The sequence below is a fragment of the Cupriavidus gilardii genome (assembly GCF_013347325.1).
Classification (GTDB): Bacteria; Pseudomonadota; Gammaproteobacteria; order Burkholderiales; family Burkholderiaceae; genus Cupriavidus; species Cupriavidus gilardii.
Map to the genome: position 1 here is coordinate 371,459 of NZ_CP054624.1, position 19,540 is coordinate 390,998.

Consider the following 19,540-nt stretch of genomic DNA (forward strand, 5'->3'; position numbering starts at 1 on the left):
ACGCAGTGGTCGATAAAGGCGGTCGGGCCGGCTGGGGTGCACTCCGCCAGCGCGCAACGACGGCCACAACCGGGGAGCGGGAGCGCAAGATGAACGTCAGCAGCAAGACCGAAGGAAGCGGCGAGGAGTTTCTCGCCTTCACGCTGGGCCGCGAGGAATACGGCGTCGACATCCTCAAGGTCCAGGAAATCCGCGGCTACGAGGCGGTCACGCAGATTGCCAACGCGCCGGCCTATCTGAAGGGCGTGATCAACCTGCGCGGCACCATCGTGCCGATCGTCGATCTGCGCATCAAGTTCCAGCAGCAGACGGTCAGCTACGACCAGTACACGGTCGTCATCATCGTCGATCTGAACCACCGCACCACCGGCATCGTGGTCGACGGCGTCTCGGACGTACTGACGCTGACACCCGCCCAGATCAAGCCCACGCCGCAGTTCTCCGGCAATCTCGACACCGAATACATCCGCGGCCTCGGCTCGGTCGAAGACCGCATGCTGATCCTGGTCGATATCGAGAAGCTGCTGGCGACCGAGGAACTGGCCGCAATCGAAGCCGCCGCCGCGGCCTGAGGCGCGCCCCGAACGAATCGAGCAGCACAACGTCATGAGAAACAACCAGCCTGTCACCGCGCGCGAATACAAGCTCGCGCCCAACGATTACCTGATCTCGCGCACCGACCTGAAGGGCCGCATCACCTTCGCCAACCGCGCGTTCATCGAGGTCAGCGGCTTCACCGCCGAGGAACTGCTCGGCGCGCCGCACAACCTGGTGCGCCATCCCGACATGCCGCCAGAGGCGTTCGAGGATCTGTGGCGCACGCTGCAGGCGGGCCGCTCGTGGGTCGGGCTGGTCAAGAACCGCCGCAAGAACGGCGACTACTACTGGGTCAGCGCGACGGTGACGCCGACCCGCGTCGACGGACAGACCGTCGGCTACACGTCGGTTCGCTCGATGGCGAGCGCCGAGCAGATCGAGGCGGCGCAGGCCGCGTATGCGCGCATTCGCTCGGGCAACGCCGCCGGCATCCGCATCCGCGAAGGCGTGGTGGTCCGCCGCGGGCCGCTGGGCTGGGTCGACGGCTTGCGCCGGCTGGGCCTGCGCGGCCGCATCATGCTGTCGCAGGGCGTGGGCCTCGCATGGTTCCTGGCCGCGCTGGCCGCGTTCGAGCTGCTGGCCGAGCCGCAGACGCGCGCGGCACTGCGGCCGTGGCTGTGGGGCGGCTTCGTACTGGCCGGCCTGTCGGCGATGGCCACCGGCGCGGCGCTGATGGCGATGGTGCATCGCCCGATGCGCGAGATGCTGGACTTCGCGCTGCGCCTGGGCGCGGGGGATCTGGCCACGCGCTACGAGTTCTCCAGCAACGACGAGATCGGCGCGCTCGCCAAGGCGATGCAGACGATGCAGCGCAGCCTGCTGTCGGTCGTCCATGAAATCCAGGAAGGCATGAGCGCGATCGCCACGGCGACGCGCCAGGTCGCCGCGGGCAACAACGACCTGTCGCAGCGCACCGAGCAGCAGGCGGCCTCGCTGGAAGAGACCGCGTCGAGCATGGAAGAGCTGACCGGCACGGTGCGGCAGAACGCGGACAACGCGCGCCAGGCCAGCGGCCTGGCGGCCAACGCGTCGGAGACCGCGGTCAAGGGCGGCGAGGTGGTGGGCCGCGTGGTGCAGACGATGGACGAGATCAACGGTGCGTCGAAGAAGATCGTCGACATCATCGGGGTGATCGAGGGCATCGCGTTCCAGACCAACATCCTGGCGCTGAACGCGGCGGTGGAAGCGGCGCGTGCGGGCGAGCAGGGCCGCGGCTTCGCGGTGGTGGCCGGCGAGGTGCGCAGCCTGGCGCAGCGCAGCGCGAACGCGGCCAAGGAGATCAAGGGGCTGATCGGCGATACGGTGGCGCGGGTGGACAACGGCTCGGCGCTGGTGGGCCAGGCCGGCCAGACCATGGGCGAGATCGTGCAGGCGGTCAAGCGGGTGACGGACATCATGGGCGAGATCAGCGCGGCGTCGGCCGAGCAGAGCTCGGGCATCGAGCAGGTGAACCAGGCGGTGGCGCAGATGGACGAGGTCACGCAGCAGAACGCGGCGCTGGTCGAGCAGGCCGCCGCCGCGGCCGGCTCGCTCGAGGATCAGGCCGCGCGCCTGCGCGACGCGGTGGCGGTGTTCCGCGTCAGCCTGAACGCCGAGCCGCGCCCGCTGCGTCCGCGCGCGGGTGCGGCGGACGCGGCGCAGAAAGCAGCGGCGCCGCGACTGGCACGCGCATGAAGATCGGCATTTGACGGGCGATCGGGCACGGACGCCGGCAGGCGCCGGGCACCGATCGCAGCACGGACAGTAGTATCAACCGGCGCGACAACGAAGCCGGAAAGCAAGCCGGCAAGCGCACCGATCGCTGGCGATCGGCGCCGCATCCGGCCGGACGGTCATCCAGAAGAAGAGGTAGTTCTCATGCAATGGTTCAAGCAACTGCGAGTCGCGACGAAGCTGGTCGTCGGCTTTCTGATCGTTTCCGTCATCGGCATGGCGATGGGCCTGCTGGGGGTGGTCAATATGGGCCGGATGACCGAGTGGACCAGCCGGATATACAACACCGACCTGCAGGCGTTGAAGGCCGTGCAGGACGCCAACATCAATCTGCTGTACGCCAGCCGCGCGCAGATCGCGCTGCTGTCGGCCTCGACGATGGGTGAACGGACGACCGAGAAGACGCTGATCGAAAAATCGTTCGGCGTGGTCGACGAGCGCATCAAGCAGGCCCGCAATTCCTTCCAGACCGAACAAGGTCAGGCGCTGATCAAGCAATTCGACGCGATGCTGCCGGCCTATCGCGACCGCATGGCCAAGTACGTCGAGCTGGTCTCGCGTCAGCCGCTCGATACCTCGCAGTTCGAGAGCCAGGTGTTCGAGGAAAGCACGGCGCTGCTCAAGGATGGCCATGCGATCGAAGAACTGATGTTCAACATGGTCAAGCGCCGCGATGCCGGTGCCCGCGCCAACATGGAAGAGGCGCAGGGTGTCTACGAGAGCTCGCGCCTGTGGATGCTGGCGTTGGTGCTCGGCGGACTGGCGGTGTCGTTGCTGCTGGGCGTGTTGCTGGCCCGCGCGCTGTCGCGGCAGCTGGGCGGCGAACCGGCCTACGCGGCCTCGATCGCCTCGCGCATCGCGGATGGCGACTTCTCGACCGAGATCAAGCTGCGCGCCGGCGACCGCGGCAGCATGCTGTACGCGATGAAGCAGATGCAGCTGCAGCTGTCGGGCATGGTGCAGGAGTTCAAGGCCGCGGCCGAGTCGATCGCATCGGCCTCGCGGGAAATCGCCGCGGGCAACAACGACCTGTCGCAGCGCACCGAGCAGCAGGCGGCCTCGCTGGAAGAGACGGCCTCGAGCATGGAAGAGCTGACCGGCACGGTGCGGCAGAACGCCGACAACGCGCGCCAGGCCAGCGGCCTGGCGGCCAACGCGTCGGAGACCGCGGTCAAGGGCGGCGAGGTGGTGGGCCGGGTGGTGCAGACGATGGACGAGATCAACGGCGCGTCCAAGAAGATCGTCGACATCATCGGGGTGATCGAAGGCATTGCGTTCCAGACCAACATCCTGGCGCTGAACGCGGCGGTGGAAGCGGCGCGCGCGGGCGAGCAGGGCCGGGGCTTCGCGGTGGTGGCCGGCGAGGTGCGCAGCCTGGCGCAGCGCAGCGCGAACGCGGCCAAGGAGATCAAGGGGCTGATCGGCGATACGGTGGCGCGGGTGGACAACGGCTCGGCGCTGGTGGGCCAGGCCGGACAAACCATGGGCGAGATCGTGCAGGCGGTCAAGCGCGTGACGGACATCATGGGCGAGATCAGTGCGGCGTCGGCCGAGCAGAGCTCGGGCATCGAGCAGGTGAACCAGGCGGTGGCGCAGATGGACGAGGTCACGCAGCAGAACGCGGCGCTGGTCGAGCAGGCCGCCGCCGCGGCCGGTTCGCTCGAGGACCAGGCCGCCCGCCTGCAGGCGTCGCTGGCCCGCTTCCGTCTGGCGGCCGACGAGCTGTTCGCGCCGTCGCTGCAGGCGCCGCCGGTTGCCAGGCCGATCGCGGCCGCGCCGGCGGCAGCGGCATCGGGGGCGTCCGCCGCGAGCCGCCACGACGAACCGGCGACGGCCGATCGTGCGGCGCGCGACGATCGCGCCGAGCCGGCGCCGGCCAGGTCCGCGCCGCGCCTGTCGGGCCGCCCGGCTCCGCGCGCCGCTGCCGCTGCGGCCACCGCCGGTGCCGACAGCGACTGGAGCGCCTTCTGAACACCCGCCGCGGCGGGGCGGGCGCGGCCGGCATGGCGCGCCCCCGACCATGACAGACGATGAACAGCGAAATCACCCTGTCCCTGCCGCGTGAGGCCGCGGACAAGCTGCGCGGCGAGTTCGATCATTTCGTCCGGCTCTCCACGGGGCTGGACCGGCAGTTCGTGCCGCCGTCGTTCGAGGACTTCCTGCGTGCGCGCGTGATGCACCAGGACGGGCCGCTGACCGAGCGCGCGGTCACGCGCCTGCTGACCGGCGGCGAGTACGCCTGGGCCAAGCGCGTGTTCGACAAGCAGCTGCCGCATGCGCTGGCCAATCTGATGCGCGATGCCGAACGCTTCGGCTTCGGCCTTGCGGTGCGCTCGGAATGGTCGCAATCCGAACGGCTGGCGCAGGCGCGCAAGTGGGCGGTCGAGATTCTCGACCACGCGGGCGCCGATCCGGCGCTGGCCGACACGCTGGCCGAACACATCGCCAACGCGGCGATCGACGTGCGCACGATCGAAGAACAGATGCAGACGCCGGCCTGGCGCCTTGCCGACAGCCTGCGCCGGCGCGTCTACGACCTGCTGTACCTGGTGCAGACCGAGCGCGGCACCGCCGCCGCGCTGACCCGCCTGGGCGAACTGCGTGCGATGGTGGGCCTGGCGCTCGACTACGGCGCGATCGACGCGCAGGAAGCGGGCCGCGTGATGGAGCAGATCGAGCACGCCCGTCCGCATCTGTTCCGCGACGAACCCGACGATGTCTTCGCGCGGCTGGCCGCGTGGCTGCGCCGCGTCTTCAAGCCGATGCCGGCCGCGCCGTCAATGGTGGAAAGCGACAAGCGTTCGCCGTGAACGCGAAGCGTTTTCAGCCACACGGAAAACCCGCCCGAAAACTGCGCTGAATCGCCTTCCAAGTGATTCTCGCAGCATGTCTGCTGTTACAGATTTGATCCAGATCACGTTACAACGTTGTTACATCTGTCGGCGTCGTTTGGGCCATGTATCATCCGTACGACAATGTGCATCCCCAACGTAAGTAGGGATTGGCAGCGGCAGCCGATTGCCGATATAAAGCGGTCAGTCCATTTACATTCCGTAACATTTGTTACCAGATGTGAGTTTTGTAACTGGGCCGGAGTAGTTCCGATCAGATGTAGTACCCGTCGCACACGCACTGAAACGATCTGGACGCCGGAGGTCTGCCACCGGTAAGCGCTGGACAAGCGGGCGAGGGTTTCTTGGTAGCGGGGATAAATTGGAAAGCAGTGAACTTCTGCAGGAGATCAGGGAGGTCAATCTCGCCTATCTGCTGCTCGCGCAACGCCTGGTGCGCGAAAACCAACTCGAAGCCATGTTCCGCCTGGGCGTCAGCAAGGAAATCGCTGACATCCTGGCCAAGCTGACGCCTGCTCAGCTGGTCAAGCTGGCGGCCTCCAACATGGTCCTGTGCCGGTTCCGGTTCGACGATCACGCGTTGCTGTCCACGCTGACGCATACCGCCAAGAGCCACGACATGCAGCAGATCCACGCTGCCATCCTGCTCGCGCGGCAACCGGTGGAGTCGCTCAATTGAGCGCGCTGCTGCAGGTCCAACCGGCCCGGAGCTACACCGCCGCTCCGGCTGCCCCGCGCAAGAGCGTACTGCAGGATGCCAACCAGACCCAGCTCGCCATCGAGCTGATCGGCCTGGGCGCGCGTCTGCAGGTGCTCGAAGCCGAGACCACGCTGTCGCGCGACCGGCTGATCCGTCTGTACAAGGAACTGCGCGGCGTATCCCCGCCCAAGGGCATGCTGCCGTTCTCGACGGACTGGTTCACGACCTGGCTGCCGAACATCCACTCGTCGCTGTTCTTCTCGGCCTACCAGTTCATGGTCGAGCAGGGCGAGGCGAGCGGCATTCGTGCCGTGGTCGCCGCATACCGTCTCTACCTCGAGCACGTCTCGCTGCTCGGCGGCGAAATTGTCTTAAGTTTTACGCGTGCCTGGACGTTAGTACGGTTCTTCGAGAGCAATATGCTGCAGCTTTCCAGTTGCACATGCTGCGGAGGACAGTTCGTCACGCACGCCTACGAGCCGAACGCGAACTTCGTCTGCAGCCTGTGCCGGCCGCCATCGCGCGCGGGCAAGGCAAAGAAGCCCTCGAAGGACGCCACGCCAGCGCAACCCGCCTGATTCACGCCGGGCTTGCGCGGCGAGCCAGACCGAGGCGGCACGGCGCGCAGCTTGCCGTGTCCTTCCGAGGTCCGGCTCGCGCGTGTCCGACGCGTGTTTTTCTGACGGGGAATCGATCGTGCTAGTTGTTCTTGGCTATGTCGTCGTAGTGGCGGCGGTGCTTGGTGGTTACGCCATGACTGGCGGCCACATGGGCGCGCTATATCAACCGGCAGAACTGGTGATCATTGGCGGCGCCGCGGTCGGCGCCTTCATCAGCGCCAACAGCGGCAAGGCCATCAAGGCCACCTTGCGCGCGCTGCCGCAGCTGCTTCGCAGCAGCAAATACAACAAGGCGCTGTACATGGAAGTGATGGCGCTGCTGTACGTGCTGCTGTCGAGGGCGCGCCGCGAGGGCATCCTGTTCCTCGAGAAGGAAATCGCCGATCCGGCCGCCAGCAGCGTCTTCAGCCAGTATCCGCGCATCCTCGCCGATCCGGCGATGATGGAATTCCTGACCGACTATCTGCGCATGATGGTCAACGGCAACATGAATGCCTTCGAGATCGAGGCCCTGATGGACCACGAGATCGAGACCTTCAAGCACGAGGCCGAAGTGCCCGCCCACGCGCTGGCGCGGGTCGGCGATGCGCTGCCGGCGTTCGGCATCGTCGCCGCGGTGATGGGCGTGGTCCATGCGCTGGCCTCTGCCGACCTGCCGCCGTCGGTGCTGGGCGCGCTGATCGCGCATGCGATGGTCGGTACCTTCCTGGGCATCCTGCTGGCGTACGGCTTCGTCTCGCCGCTGGCCTCGCGCGTCGAGCACCAGGTTGCCGAGACGGTCAAGATGTACCAGTGCATCAAGGTCACGCTGCTGGCCTCGCTGAACGGCTATGCGCCGCTGGTCGCGGTCGAGTTCGGCCGCAAGGTGCTGTACTCGAGCGAGCGTCCGTCGTTCCTGGAACTGGACGACCACGTGCGCGAAGTCAAGAGCCTGACGTAAGCGCGTCGTCCAGGCAGTCCGCGAGCCAGTCCATTCGTCCGTCCAACGCAGGCCAAGCATGACCGATCACGCGCGCCCCATCGTCGTCCGACGCGTCGCCGCCCACGACAAGCCGCACGGCAACCACAGCTGGAAGATCGCCTACGCCGACTTCATGACGGCGATGATGGCCTTCTTCCTGGTGCTGTGGCTGCTGAGCACGTCGACGCCGAAGGATCTGGTGCAGGTGGCCGAGTACTTCCGCACGCCGCTGAAGGTCGCGATCGCCGGCGGCCAGAAGACCAGCGAATCGCCGAGCGTGATTCCTGGCGGCGGCATCGATCCGGCCAGCAAGGACGGCGAAACGCGGCGCATGCGCGAGGACGACCCCCAATCGCTGCAGAAGCGCCGCGACCAGCTCGAGACCGAGCGGCTGCGCGCGCTGAAGCAGCGGCTCGAACAGCTGATCGAGAACAACCCGGTGCTGCGCCAGTTCCGTCCGCAGCTGCTGCTGGACATCACCAGCGAAGGGCTGCGCATCCAGATCCTCGACACGCAGAACCGGCCGATGTTCCGCACCGGCAAGGCGGTGGTCGAGCCGTACATGCGCGACATCCTGCGCGAGATCGGCCCGGTGCTCAACGAGATGCCGAACAAGGTCAGCCTGTCGGGCCATACCGATTCGTCGACCTACATGAACGGCGAGCGGACCTATTCGAACTGGGAGCTGTCGGCCGACCGCGCCAACGCCTCGCGCCAGGAACTGGTCGCCGGCGGCATGCAGGAGGGCAAGGTGCTGCGCGTGCTGGGCCTGGCCGCGACCATGCCGCTGGACAAGAACGATTCGCTGGCCCCGGTCAACCGCCGCATCAGCATTGTCGTGCTGAACCAGCGCGCCCAGGCCCGTTTCGAGGCGGAGAACGCCAGCGCGGCCGACGTCGCGGTGCGCGCCAAGGCCGGCGAGTCGGCGCAGGCGCTGCAGCAGGGAATGGACGAGGCGACCGGTGCGTCGGCGGCCAGGGCGCGGCAGTAGCCGGCACTTAAATCAGTAACAAAATTTAATAAGACCGTCGGCGAGGTCGATAACCAGCTGGTAACGGCTCAATGCTTAGCAATCAGTGATTCAGGACGGTCATGTCTGTCGATATCGATATCACGCAGTTCTACCAGACCTTCTTCGAGGAAGCGGAAGAGCTGCTCGTTGAAATGGAGCAGTTGCTGCTCGGCCTCGACATCGAGGCGCCCGACGCGGAAGACCTCAATGCGATCTTCCGCGCGGCGCATTCGATCAAGGGCGGGGCGGCGACCTTCGGCTTCAGCGCGCTGACCGAAACCACCCACCTGCTCGAGAATCTGCTGGACCGCACGCGCCGCCACGAACTGGCGTTGTCCAGGGCCATCATCGATACCTTTCTGGAAACCAAGGACGTGTTGCAAGACCAGCTCAACGCCTACCGCAACGGTACCGAACCCGATCCGCAGACCCTTGCGCGCATCTGTGCGGTGCTGCAGCAGCTGGCGTACGAGACCGGTGGCGAAGCACCGGCCCCCGCGCCGGTAGCGGCCGCTCCGGCGGCGGCCCCGGCTGCCGCCACGGCCGCGCCCGGCGGCGCGCTGAAGGTGCGCCTGCTGAACGTGTCGAAGGACGACCAGGCGCTGCTGCGCGAGGAGCTCGGCAACCTCGGCGAGATCCTCGGCGAGACGCAGAACGACAGCGAGCTGGCGATCGAGCTGGCAACGCAGTGCAGTCCCGACGATATCGTCGCGGTCTGCTGCTTCGTGATCGACGCCGAGCAGATCGTGATCGAACCCGCCACCGGCGCAGCTGCCGCGGCGCCGGCCGCCACCGCCGCGACGGCCGTTGCCGAAACCGTGGCCGCGCCGGCTCCGGCCCCCGTTACCCCCGCACCGGCGGCGGCACCCGCAGCGAAGGACAAGGAGCGCGCCAAGGCCAGCGCCGCGGCCGCCCATCATCAGGAATCGGGCTCGATCCGCGTGCCGACCGAGAAGGTCGACCAGATCATCAACCTGGTCGGCGAACTGGTGATCACGCAGTCGATGCTGGCGCAGACCGCGTCGTCGCTGGACCCGGTGCTGTTCGACCGTCTGTTCTCGGGCATGGGGCAGCTCGAGCGCAACGCGCGCGATCTGCAGGAAGCCGTGATGTCGATCCGCATGATGCCGATGGACTATGTGTTCTCGCGCTTCCCGCGCCTGGTGCGCGACCTGGCCGCCAAGCTCGGCAAGCAGATCGACCTGGTGACCTTCGGAAAGGCGACCGAACTGGACAAGAGCCTGATCGAGCGGATCATCGACCCGCTGACCCACCTGGTGCGCAACAGCCTGGACCACGGCATCGAGACGCCGGACAAACGCGTCGCCGCGGGCAAGGACCCGACCGGCCAGCTGATCCTGTCGGCGCAGCACCATGGCGGCAACATCGTGATCGAGGTCAGCGACGATGGCGGCGGCCTGCGCCGCGACAAGATCCTGGCCAAGGCGATGCAGAACGGCCTGCCGGTGTCCGAGAGCATGAGCGACGAGGAAGTGTGGCAGCTGATCTTCGCGCCGGGCTTCTCGACCGCAGAGGCGGTCACCGACCTGTCCGGCCGCGGCGTCGGCATGGACGTGGTCAAGCGCAACATCCAGGAGATGGGGGGCCACGTCGAGATCAGCTCGCGCCCCGGCAACGGCACCACCACCCGCATCGTGCTGCCGCTGACGCTGGCGATCCTCGACGGCATGTCGGTCAAGGTTGGCGAGGAGACCTTCATCCTGCCGCTGAACTGCGTGATGGAATCGCTGCAGCCGAAGGCCGACGACGTGCGCACCGCCGCCAATACCGAGCGCGTGATGCACGTGCGCGGCGAATACCTGCCGCTGCTGGAGCTGCACCGCGTCTTCAACGTCGAGAACGCGGTGCAGGAGCCGACCCAGGGCATCGCCATCATCCTGCAGGCCGAGGGCAAGCGCTTCGCGCTGCTGGTCGACCAGCTGATCGGCCAGCACCAGGTCGTGCTGAAGAACCTCGAGACCAACTACCGCAAGGTGCCGGGCATCTCGGCCGCGACCATCCTGGGCGACGGCAGCGTGGCGCTGATCGTCGACGTCGCCGCGCTGCAGCGCACCGGCGTGCGGCGCCAGGAGCCGGCGCTGGCTTGAGGCGAAGGCAAGAATCAACAAGGAGCAACACATCATGGCCGGCATCGGACATAGCGACACCCCCGGAAGCGAGGCGGCGGGCCAGGAATTCCTGGTGTTCACGCTGGGCTCCGAGGAATACGGCATCGATATCCTGAAGGTGCAGGAGATCCGCAGCTACGACGGCGTGACGCGGATCGCCAACGCGCCGGACTTCATCAAGGGCGTGACCAATCTGCGCGGCGTGATCGTGCCGATCGTCGATCTGCGCATGAAGTTCCGCCTGGGCAACGTCAAGTACGACCACCAGACCGTCGTCATCATCCTGAACATCGCCGGCCGTGTGGTCGGCATCGTGGTCGATGGCGTGTCGGACGTGCTGACGCTGACCGGCGAGGCCATCAAGCCGGCGCCGGAGTTCGGCGTGTCGGTGTCGACCGAGCATCTGACGGGCCTGGCGACCGTCGAAGGCCGCATGCTGATCCTGCTCGATATCGAACGGATGATGACCAGCCCAGAGATGGAGCTGATCGAAGGCGAGACCGCCTGAGCGGGCGCGAGCCCCCAGCGGCCCGCCGCTCGCGATCGCCAGCCCCGCGCATCATCCTCACCCCGTCGCCACCCTCGCCGATCCACCCGCAGACATGACGCCGCAACGAACCCCCGCTCCCCGCGGCGCGGCCTCCGCCATGCCGCTCGCCACGCTGCGGGACGACGCGCGCGACTTCCTGCTGACCGACCGCGACTTCGACAAGGTGCGCGCGCTGATTCACCGCCGCGCCGGCATTTCGCTGGGCGCGCAGAAGCGCGAGATGGTCTACAGCCGGCTGGCGCGCCGCCTGCGCGCGCTGCATCTGAGCGACTTCGCCAGCTACCTGGCGCTGCTCGAAGCCGACGAGTACTCCGGCGAGTGGGAGTTCTTCACCAACGCGCTGACCACCAACCTGACCTCGTTCTTCCGCGAGGCGCACCACTTCCCGCTGCTGGCCGAACATGCCAAGCGGATCGGCCGGCCGTATTCGGTCTGGTGCGCGGCGGCATCGACCGGCGAGGAGCCGTATTCGATCGCGATCACGCTGGCCGAGGCGCTCGGCGAGCGCGCCGCGACCGTGCTGGCCACCGATATCGACACGCAGGTCCTGGCCAAGGCGCGGACCGGCGTCTATTCGGCCGACCAGGTCGCGCGGCTGTCGCAGGAACGGCTCAAGCGCTTCTTCCTGAAAGGCACCGGGCAGCGTGCCGGCCAGGTCAAGGTCAAGCCCGAGCTCGCCTCGACGATCACGTTCGAGCCGCTGAACCTGCTGGCGCCCGACTGGGGCATCCGCGAGCGCTTCGATGCGATCTTCTGCCGCAACGTGATGATCTATTTCGACAAGCCGACCCAGGGCCGCATCCTGGAGCGCTTCGTCCCGCTGCTCAAACCGCATGGCCTGCTGTTCGCCGGCCATTCGGAGAACTTTTCCTACGTGACGCGCGCCTTCCAGCTGCGCGGGCAGACCGTCTACGAACTGGCGCCGGGCGCGGCCAGGGCCGGAGCCGCCTGATGCAGACGCCGCACCTGCCGGAGGCGATCGCCACCCGCACCTACTTCGACCGCGAGTTCGGCAAGCAGGCGATCAAGCTGCTGCCCAACGAGTACTACGTGACGCGCGACGACGTGGTGCTGACCACGGTGCTCGGCTCCTGCGTGGCCGCCTGCATCCGCGACGAGAAGGCCGGTGTCGGCGGCATGAACCACTTCATGCTGCCGGACGACGAGAACGCCGGGCCCGACCGCGTGCTGTCGGCGTCCATGCGCTACGGCTGCTATGCGCTCGAGGTGCTGATCAACGAGCTGCTGAAGATGGGCGCGCGCCGCGAGCGGCTCGAGGCCAAGGTGTTCGGCGGCGGCGCGGTGCTGGCCAACATGACCACGCTGAACATCGGCGACCGCAACGCCGAGTTCGTGCTGCGCTATCTGAAGACCGAAGAGATCCGGGTCGCCGCGCGGGATCTGCGCGGACCGCACGCGCGCCGGGTCAGCTATTTCCCGCAGACGGGCCTGGCGCTGGTGCGCCGGCTGACGCGCCAGGACGACCAGGCGGTCGTCGAACGCAGCGAACGCGCGCTGGCGCGCGCCATTTCCGCGACGCCGGTACGCGGCGGCGTCGAGCTGTTCGGGCGGCGCGGCGCCGCTTCCACCGTTTCCTGAATTCGAAGGACCCGTTTTCGACATGACCGCCGCCGCCAAGATCAAGGTGCTCTGCGTGGACGACTCCGCGCTGATCCGCAGCCTGATGACGGAGATCATCAATAGCCAGCCCGACATGGAGGTGGTCGGCACCGCGCCGGACCCGCTGGTCGCGCGCGAGATGATCAAGCGCCTGAACCCCGATGTGTTGACGCTGGACGTCGAAATGCCGCGCATGGACGGGCTCGATTTCCTGGAACGGCTGATGCGGCTGCGGCCGATGCCGGTGCTGATGGTGTCGTCGCTGACCGAGCGCGGGTCCGAAATCACGATGCGCGCGCTCGAACTGGGCGCCGTCGACTTCATCACCAAGCCCAAGCTCGGCATCCGCGACGGCCTGCTCGAATACACCGACACCATCGCCGACAAGCTGCGCGCCGCCTCGCGCGCGCGCCTGCGGACGGCGGCGCCCGGCGCCGAGCCCGCGGCGCCGGCGCCGATGCTGCGCACGCCGCTGCTGTCGACCGAGAAGCTGATCATCGTCGGCGCTTCCACCGGCGGCACCGAGGCCATCAAGGAATTCCTGATGCCGCTGCCGCCCGATGCGCCGGCGGTGCTGATCGTCCAGCATATGCCGGCCGGCTTTACCCGCTCGTTCGCACAGCGGCTCGATGGCCTGTGCCGCATCAAGGTCAAGGAGGCCGAACATGGCGAGCGCGTACTGCCGGGCTATGCCTATATCGCACCGGGCGACCAGCACCTGCTGCTGGCGCGCAGCGGCGCCAACTATGTCGCGCACCTGTCGCAGGATCCGCCGGTCAACCGGCATCGGCCGTCGGTCGACGTGCTGTTCGACTCGGCCGCCGTGCATGCAGGCAAGAATGCCATCGGCGTGATCCTGACCGGCATGGGCCGCGACGGCGCGCGCGGCATGCTGCGGATGCGCGAGGCCGGCGCCTACAACCTGGCGCAGGACGAGCACAGCTGCATCGTGTTCGGCATGCCGAAGGAGGCGATCGCCGCCGGCGGCGCGCATGAGGTGGTGCCGCTGTCGGCGATGAGCCAGCGCGTGATGGCACGGCTGGCCACCTTCGGCACCCGCGCACAGCGCGTTTGAAAACCACACGGACGCGCCGCGGCTGCGCGGCGCGCCCCGATAGACGCAATCATCCACAACCGTAATGGAGCCGTAGAGTGGACAAGAACATGAAGATCCTGGTGGTCGACGACTTCCCGACCATGCGCCGTATCATCCGCAACCTGCTCAAGGAGCTGGGGTTCGCCAACGTCGAGGAAGCCGAAGACGGCGCCGCCGGCCTCGAGAAGGTCAAGGACGGCAGCTTCCAGTTCGTGGTTTCGGACTGGAACATGCCCAACATGGACGGCCTGACGATGCTGCAGGGCATTCGCGCCGATCCGGCGATTGCCAAGACCCCGGTGCTGATGGTGACCGCCGAGGCCAAGAAGGAAAACATCATCGCGGCGGCGCAGGCCGGCGCCAATGGCTATGTGGTCAAGCCGTTCACCGCGGCGACGCTGGACGAGAAGATCACCAAGATCTTCGAGAAGATCGCCAAGGAAGGGGCTTGAGGCAGCCGCTATGTCCACCACGTCGAATATCAATATCGAGTCCGCCGAGCAGATCATCCAGCGCATCGGCAGCCTGACCCGCATGCTGCGCGACAGCATGCGCGAGCTGGGCCTGGACAAGGAGATCGAGCGCGCGGCGCAGGCGATCCCCGACGCGCGCGACCGTCTGAGCTACATCGCCAACATGACCGAGAAGGCGGCCGAGCGCACGCTGAACGCGGTCGAGCTGGCGCAGCCGATCCAGTCCGGTCTGGAGAAGCAGGCCGAGGCGCTGGACAAGCGCTGGGAAGACTGGTTCGCGCGGCCGGTGGAACTGGCGGATGCGCGCGAGCTGGTGCTCGACACGCGGGCGTTCCTGACCGAGGTGCCGGCCCAGGCCCGCGCCACCGGCAGCCATCTGCTCGAGATCATGATGGCGCAGGACTTCCAGGATCTGACCGGCCAGGTCATCAAGAAGATGATGGACATGATCCACACGCTGGAGCAGGAGCTGCTGCAGATGCTGATCGACAATGTCCCGGCCGAGCGCCGCGTCGAGACCGGCCCGGCCACGCTGATGAACGGACCGCAGGTCAATCCGGAGGGCAAGCACGACGTGGTATCGGACCAGTCGCAGGTCGACGATCTGCTGGCGAGCCTGGGTTTCTGAGCTTTCGAACCTGTGACTGCCTGAGCGCCTGTACGCCTGTACGCGAACGGCGGTGCGTTCAGCCGATCGTCTTGTCGGCTGCCGGCAGCGTGTCGTACAGCGCCCAGACCCGTTCGCGCCACGCCGTTGCACCAATGCCGCGAAGCAGGCCATGCACGGCGCCGCCGCGCGCTTCGCGGTGCAGCGCTTCGATGGCGTTCAGCAGGGGCGGATACACCGCGTCGACGCCTGTTTCGTCCCGAGCGTCCGCGGCCCAGCGGGCCAGAGCGGTGACGATGACGATCTCGTGCCGCTGCTGGGCGGGCAGCTGGTGGTGCTCGAGCAGTTTGCGAACCTGTGCCAGCAGCCACAATGCGACCTCGGCGTTCCAGGTCCAACGGGTGTACGTGGCCGCTGAAGTGAGGTTGAGCAGGATGGCACCACGCTGTCCCGGCGTCAGCATGTCCAGCAGCCGCTCCAGTTGCTCGCGAACCGCGTCGATGGTGACGGGCTCCCCGTTCCGGACGGCATCGCGCCACATTTCGCCGCTGCCCGACATGACGCCGAACAAGCTCCTGGCCAGGGGCTCCATTGCCTTGTGTCGGACCGGCGCCGGCAAGGCCGACACGCGCGCGAGATGCAAGTTCCAATAGCGGGGATGGGCGCCAAGCGTCTTGATCGCGCCCGCCAGCGCGGACGCCTTGCCGCGGTCGGACACATCCGTGGCCAGCTGCAGATAAGCCGATACCGCGCCCTCCGGATCGGCATGCCATCGGCCCAGGTTGCACACCATCGACGGCAGCAGCGCTTCGCGGACACCCGGCGGCCAGTCCTTGATGAGCCCATGCACCAGGTTCCACCGGCGTGTCGAATCGGCCGGCCGTGTGTCCATCGCATCGACCCGGAAAGCCAGCAGCTTTGCCAATCTGGCCTTGACCGACATGTCGCGCGCCGCATCGGCCAGACGAAATACGGTGGACCAGACGCTCTCCAGCCGCTCAGCCTGGTCCGCGATCGACAGCAGGTGTTCACACAGCTCGACGCACAGCGATGCATCGAGACGCATGGCGCAATCCGCGAGGTAGGCAGCCATGCCGCTGTCCGCGATGGCGCATCGCTCCTCAGGCTCGACCACGTGGGCGACCATGCCGAGAAGCACGCGTGCGGTGTCGGCGGGCCGCAGCCGTTGTACCGCGATGTCGGCCAGCGATCGCCAGCGCGGCAGCGATGTCTCCGGCAGCGGATGCATGGCATCCATTCGCACGCTGCGACCTAGTGCCATCAATACCTCGGCGCATGACTGCGCCGGCAGCCCGGCGGCGCAATGGAGCAGCGCATCCCAGCGCGCCCGGCGATCGGATACCGTCACCCCAAGAAGATCGCCAGGATTCGCCTCCTCCAGGCCAAGCGCCGATGCGCACAGCAGCTTCGTACGAAGCGCGCACGCGGGCTCGCCTCGCGACGCCAGGGCTTGTTGTCGCTCGAACAGGCAGGCCTGCGTCTCGAGCCAGCGCGTGCCCGATGCGCGATCGGGAGCGCTGGCGTAGGTGCCGATGGCAGCCAGCAGCGCGATGGCGTCCTGCTCGTCCGGTGCATCGTCCGCGATGGCCAGCCATTGCCGCAGCGGCATTTCCGCCAGAACGCTGCCCTTGCTGTCGGACACGCAAGTGGCCAGTGCCCGGCTGCAATCGCTCGGCGGGAGGGTCAGCATCTCGGTCACGAAAGCGGGACGACCGGCATGCTGGATGCGGGTGCCAGCGGCCACGGCGGGGCGAAACGGTGCCAGTATGCGGCTGGCTTCGTCGTCCAGGATCCTCCATCGCGTCGTGACGCACTGGAACAGGCGCTCGTGGAGAGCCGCATGCCATGGCTTGGGCAGTGCCGCGATTTCCGCACAGCGCGCATGCAGCTGTGTCAGCGAGCGGGTCCATCGGATGCGGTCCTTGACCCGGGCGGGACCGGTGAACAGCCGCTCCATCACGGCATGGATATGGCGATTGACCCGGGCCAGCCGGACCTTGTCGGCCTTGTGCAGCCATGTGGCGACATGTTCGAGCACATGGTCGTTGGTGCCGAGGCCTTCAGGGTGTGCGGTGGCAGGGGAGGGGGGCGTAGCGGTCAGTGGCATGGCGGCAGACAGGGCGGTCAGAAGGGAAGGCATGGCGCCTGGGATGGGATTTCGCGCCGTTCACGCATCGGCTGGCCGGTCCCGTGCCTTGCGTTTGAGGCGGTTGCCGTTGGCGGCCGGCGGCTCATCCTCGACCGGCAGCGACGCATGGAAATGCGCCCATACCGGCGCGAAGAGGTGGATCATGTCGGCCCTCTGGCAAGCATCGTGCAGCCAGTACAGCGCGGAGGCGCACTGGTCCGGTTGCAATGTGCGAATCGCCGTGGCGAGCGCCGGCAGGATCTGCGCGGCGTCGCGCGGTTCGGTGAGCCGGGTGGCGCGTTCCGCCAGCGTCGTGAACAGCCTGACTTCGTGGCGTCCGCTGCGGGGCAAGCACAGTCCTTCGTCGATCAGCCAGGTAAATCGGTGGACGGAGGCGTAAGGCGCCATGGCCATCAATACGAAGCCGCGATCCGCCCACGTCAGCATGCCCAGCAGCTCGGTGAATTGTCGCCGCGCCTGACGCTCGCTGACGGGCCAGGCCGCGAGCGAGACATCGCCTGGTGCGGCCGCGGCAGTGTCGTCGGCTCGCTGCGGCGGTGGTGTGTCGGGCAACGGCTCGCGCGTGACCAGCAGCTTGTGCGCGATCGCGGCGAAGGGGTCGCGGCGCATGCGCCGCGGCAGATCGACCGCCGCATTGACCATATCGGACCAATGGCGGGGGTCGTCGTCATACACCTGGAGCAGGCCCGACAGCAACGTGGGCCGATCGTGCAGATCGAGTTCCTCAAGAAAGCCCATCAGGCGCGGTACGGCGAAGCCGGCCGGCACGTCGGTGCTCAGCTCGGCATCGACCATGGCCAGCAACGGCTCGCGCCGCAGCGCGCGTGGCAGGGCGGCAACGCGGTCGCTCAGCGCGAACCAGCGTTGCAGGCGACCGGCGGCGTCCGGCAAGCGCTGGCCGAGCGCGACCAGGACCTGCTGTTCCAGCGCGGGCTCGAGCCCGCGCGACGCCCCGAATACCGCCTCCCAGATCCGCTCGTAAACCGCTACGGAATTCATGCGGAACGCCTGCTCGACTACCCGGTTCATCACGGGGACGGCGAGCGGGTCGGGCAGCCGGCTTGCCGCTTCCATCAAGGCAATATAGGGCGCCGGCCTGGAGGTGATCTCGTCGAGCCCATCGATCCGGTCGAGCATGGCGACCAGGGCCTCATTGGCCTGGTCCGCCGGCATCTGGTTGCCGATCGCGCCGATGATGCGGTACCAACAGCTGTCGCGCGGCTCGGTGGGCATCTCTTGCTCCAACGCAGCGGCGAAGTCGCACGCCGCGCTTTGCGCCAACGCCATCCATATCGGCGGCCGCGCTGCCGGCGGCAGCACCCGGGCTTCGTCGAAGACCCGATGCCAAAGCGAGGGGCGGCACACTGCCCACACGACATAATGCGACGGGTCGGCCAGTGCCTCGGCGGCCGCCGTCAGCAGCTGCACACCTTCGGCCTGGCTGGTCACGCTGGCGCGTCCCTTGAGGCCCTGTGCCGTCGCGAGCATGCCCTCGAGCAGTTCCCGCCATCGCTCCTCGTTCCTCGATGCCCTGGCGGCCAGGCCGGTCAGCGCCGGGACGCGTGCGTCCGCGTCCAGGGCCAGCGCGATATCGAGCAGGGCCGGGACCGGCCGCTGCGCGATGTCAACAAGCGGCGCGCGATGGGCACTGCCGTTCGCCGGGCGTGCAGTTCGCGCCGGCGCGCCGGTGTGGAGCAGTGCGAACCGTGCCATATCGGCGCGCATCTGGATGGCCGGATGAAGCTGTTCGACCGGCATCCGGTTCAACAGCGAATGGCGAGCGGCCGGGGCCAGCTGGGCGATGTCGCCGAGCGCGCGCTGGAACGCCGAGTTCGAGACGATCCATTTCAACCGCTCGCGCAGGCGGACGGGGGCGACGAAGTCGCGATCGAGCTGGCCATGCATGCGCCTGGACGTCCGCGACAGCGCCACGATGGCCGCGCCGCGCAGCCGCTCGACGATCTGGCGCAGCATGCATTCGGGCAGGGTATCGAGCGCGATGCGCCCGGCGCCCTCGGCCAGGGTGTCGTTGCCGCCAGGTTGTCGCGCTGGTTGGCCATGGGCCTGTGCTGCGGCGATCGAGCCGCCGGACGAGCAGATCAGGAATTGAAAGGGCATGGTTGCCTCCGTCGTGTCGCCGCGCTGTCTCGCCGCGGTGGGGCCTGCCCAGGCCGGGCGAGGGATGGAGCGGGGCACCATAGCGGCATGCCATCACCGGCTCTTTCCGAATCGCCCCGGATTTACCGCAATCGCTCGCCGGCGCGCCGCCATCCCGAAAGAATCGCGCAGGACCGCCGTTAACCTCTGTGATCGAACCGTTCTCGCGGCGCTGCGCGCCCGCGCCCCCCGTGCCATCGGCCAAATAGCGTGGCAATCCCCCGCCTATTTCCCCTAATGGCGGTGCTTCCCCGCTCCGATAATCGACCCCGTCGAAGGGCGG

Annotated in this window: 17 protein-coding genes; 15 read left to right on the plus strand and 2 right to left on the minus strand. The window is 67.6% G+C overall.

Annotated features, from left to right (window positions below; genetic code table 11):
* The first annotated feature begins 89 nt into the window (after positions 1-89).
* From FOB47_RS01740 to cheZ, 15 genes are all read left to right on the plus strand, one after another.
* Positions 90-572 (plus strand): chemotaxis protein CheW, encoded by a 483-nt coding sequence (locus FOB47_RS01740; protein ID WP_053824413.1) that lies wholly within the window; start codon positions 90-92, stop codon positions 570-572.
* Positions 573-606: 34 nt separating this feature from the next.
* Positions 607-2,271: a methyl-accepting chemotaxis protein gene (locus FOB47_RS01745; protein WP_174779766.1), complete on the plus strand. Its 1,665-nt coding sequence runs from the start codon at positions 607-609 to the stop codon at positions 2,269-2,271.
* A gap of 183 nt (positions 2,272-2,454) precedes the next feature.
* Entirely contained in the window at positions 2,455-4,281 is a 1,827-nt protein-coding gene (locus tag FOB47_RS01750) for a methyl-accepting chemotaxis protein (protein WP_174779767.1), read from the plus strand.
* A 59-nt stretch (positions 4,282-4,340) separates the two neighbouring features.
* The gene (locus FOB47_RS01755) at positions 4,341-5,120 is read left to right on the plus strand and encodes a DUF4088 family protein (RefSeq protein WP_174779768.1); all 780 of its coding nucleotides are present in this window, start codon (positions 4,341-4,343) and stop codon (positions 5,118-5,120) included.
* A 403-nt stretch (positions 5,121-5,523) separates the two neighbouring features.
* The gene (flhD, locus tag FOB47_RS01760) at positions 5,524-5,841 is read left to right on the plus strand and encodes a flagellar transcriptional regulator FlhD (protein WP_006579236.1); all 318 of its coding nucleotides are present in this window, start codon (positions 5,524-5,526) and stop codon (positions 5,839-5,841) included.
* Positions 5,838-6,440 (plus strand): flagellar transcriptional regulator FlhC, encoded by a 603-nt coding sequence (gene flhC, locus FOB47_RS01765; RefSeq protein ID WP_053824409.1) that lies wholly within the window; start codon positions 5,838-5,840, stop codon positions 6,438-6,440. Before flhD ends, flhC begins: the two co-directional genes overlap by 4 nt.
* Positions 6,441-6,558: 118 nt before the next feature.
* Entirely contained in the window at positions 6,559-7,422 is an 864-nt protein-coding gene (motA, locus tag FOB47_RS01770; protein ID WP_174779769.1) for a flagellar motor stator protein MotA, read from the plus strand.
* 58 nt (positions 7,423-7,480) lie between these two features.
* Positions 7,481-8,434: a flagellar motor protein MotB gene (gene motB / locus FOB47_RS01775; RefSeq protein ID WP_053824408.1), complete on the plus strand. Its 954-nt coding sequence runs from the start codon at positions 7,481-7,483 to the stop codon at positions 8,432-8,434.
* Between the two features lie 101 nt (positions 8,435-8,535).
* Positions 8,536-10,563 (plus strand): chemotaxis protein CheA, encoded by a 2,028-nt coding sequence (cheA, locus tag FOB47_RS01780; protein WP_053824407.1) that lies wholly within the window; start codon positions 8,536-8,538, stop codon positions 10,561-10,563.
* 34 nt (positions 10,564-10,597) lie between these two features.
* Positions 10,598-11,092 carry a chemotaxis protein CheW gene (locus tag FOB47_RS01785; RefSeq protein ID WP_053824406.1) on the plus strand — a complete coding sequence of 165 codons (495 nt, stop codon included), beginning with the start codon at positions 10,598-10,600 and terminating at the stop codon, positions 11,090-11,092.
* A gap of 94 nt (positions 11,093-11,186) precedes the next feature.
* Entirely contained in the window at positions 11,187-12,086 is a 900-nt protein-coding gene (locus tag FOB47_RS01790; RefSeq protein WP_217488900.1) for a CheR family methyltransferase, read from the plus strand.
* On the plus strand, positions 12,086-12,733 hold the full coding sequence (gene cheD / locus FOB47_RS01795) for a chemoreceptor glutamine deamidase CheD (RefSeq protein WP_174779770.1): 648 nt from the start codon (positions 12,086-12,088) through the stop codon (positions 12,731-12,733). The genes FOB47_RS01790 and cheD overlap by 1 nt, the downstream gene beginning before the upstream one ends.
* 22 nt (positions 12,734-12,755) lie before the next feature.
* A complete protein-coding gene (locus FOB47_RS01800) occupies positions 12,756-13,829 on the plus strand; it encodes a protein-glutamate methylesterase/protein-glutamine glutaminase (RefSeq protein ID WP_053824404.1) in 1,074 nt (357 codons plus the stop codon).
* Between the two features lie 77 nt (positions 13,830-13,906).
* Positions 13,907-14,302 carry a chemotaxis response regulator CheY gene (gene cheY / locus FOB47_RS01805; protein ID WP_006577576.1) on the plus strand — a complete coding sequence of 132 codons (396 nt, stop codon included), beginning with the start codon at positions 13,907-13,909 and terminating at the stop codon, positions 14,300-14,302.
* 10 nt (positions 14,303-14,312) lie between these two features.
* Positions 14,313-14,951, plus strand: coding sequence for a protein phosphatase CheZ (cheZ, locus tag FOB47_RS01810; protein ID WP_053824403.1), 639 nt, complete (start codon positions 14,313-14,315; stop codon positions 14,949-14,951).
* A gap of 58 nt (positions 14,952-15,009) precedes the next feature.
* Here the strand turns inward: cheZ and FOB47_RS01815 are convergent, their stop codons facing one another.
* On the minus strand, positions 15,010-17,091 hold the full coding sequence (locus tag FOB47_RS01815) for a hypothetical protein (RefSeq protein ID WP_174779771.1): 2,082 nt from the start codon (positions 17,089-17,091) through the stop codon (positions 15,010-15,012).
* Positions 17,092-17,118: 27 nt separating this feature from the next.
* Positions 17,119-19,218 carry a thioesterase domain-containing protein gene (locus FOB47_RS01820; protein ID WP_174779772.1) on the minus strand — a complete coding sequence of 700 codons (2,100 nt, stop codon included), beginning with the start codon at positions 19,216-19,218 and terminating at the stop codon, positions 17,119-17,121.
* Positions 19,219-19,540: the final 322 nt, after the last annotated feature.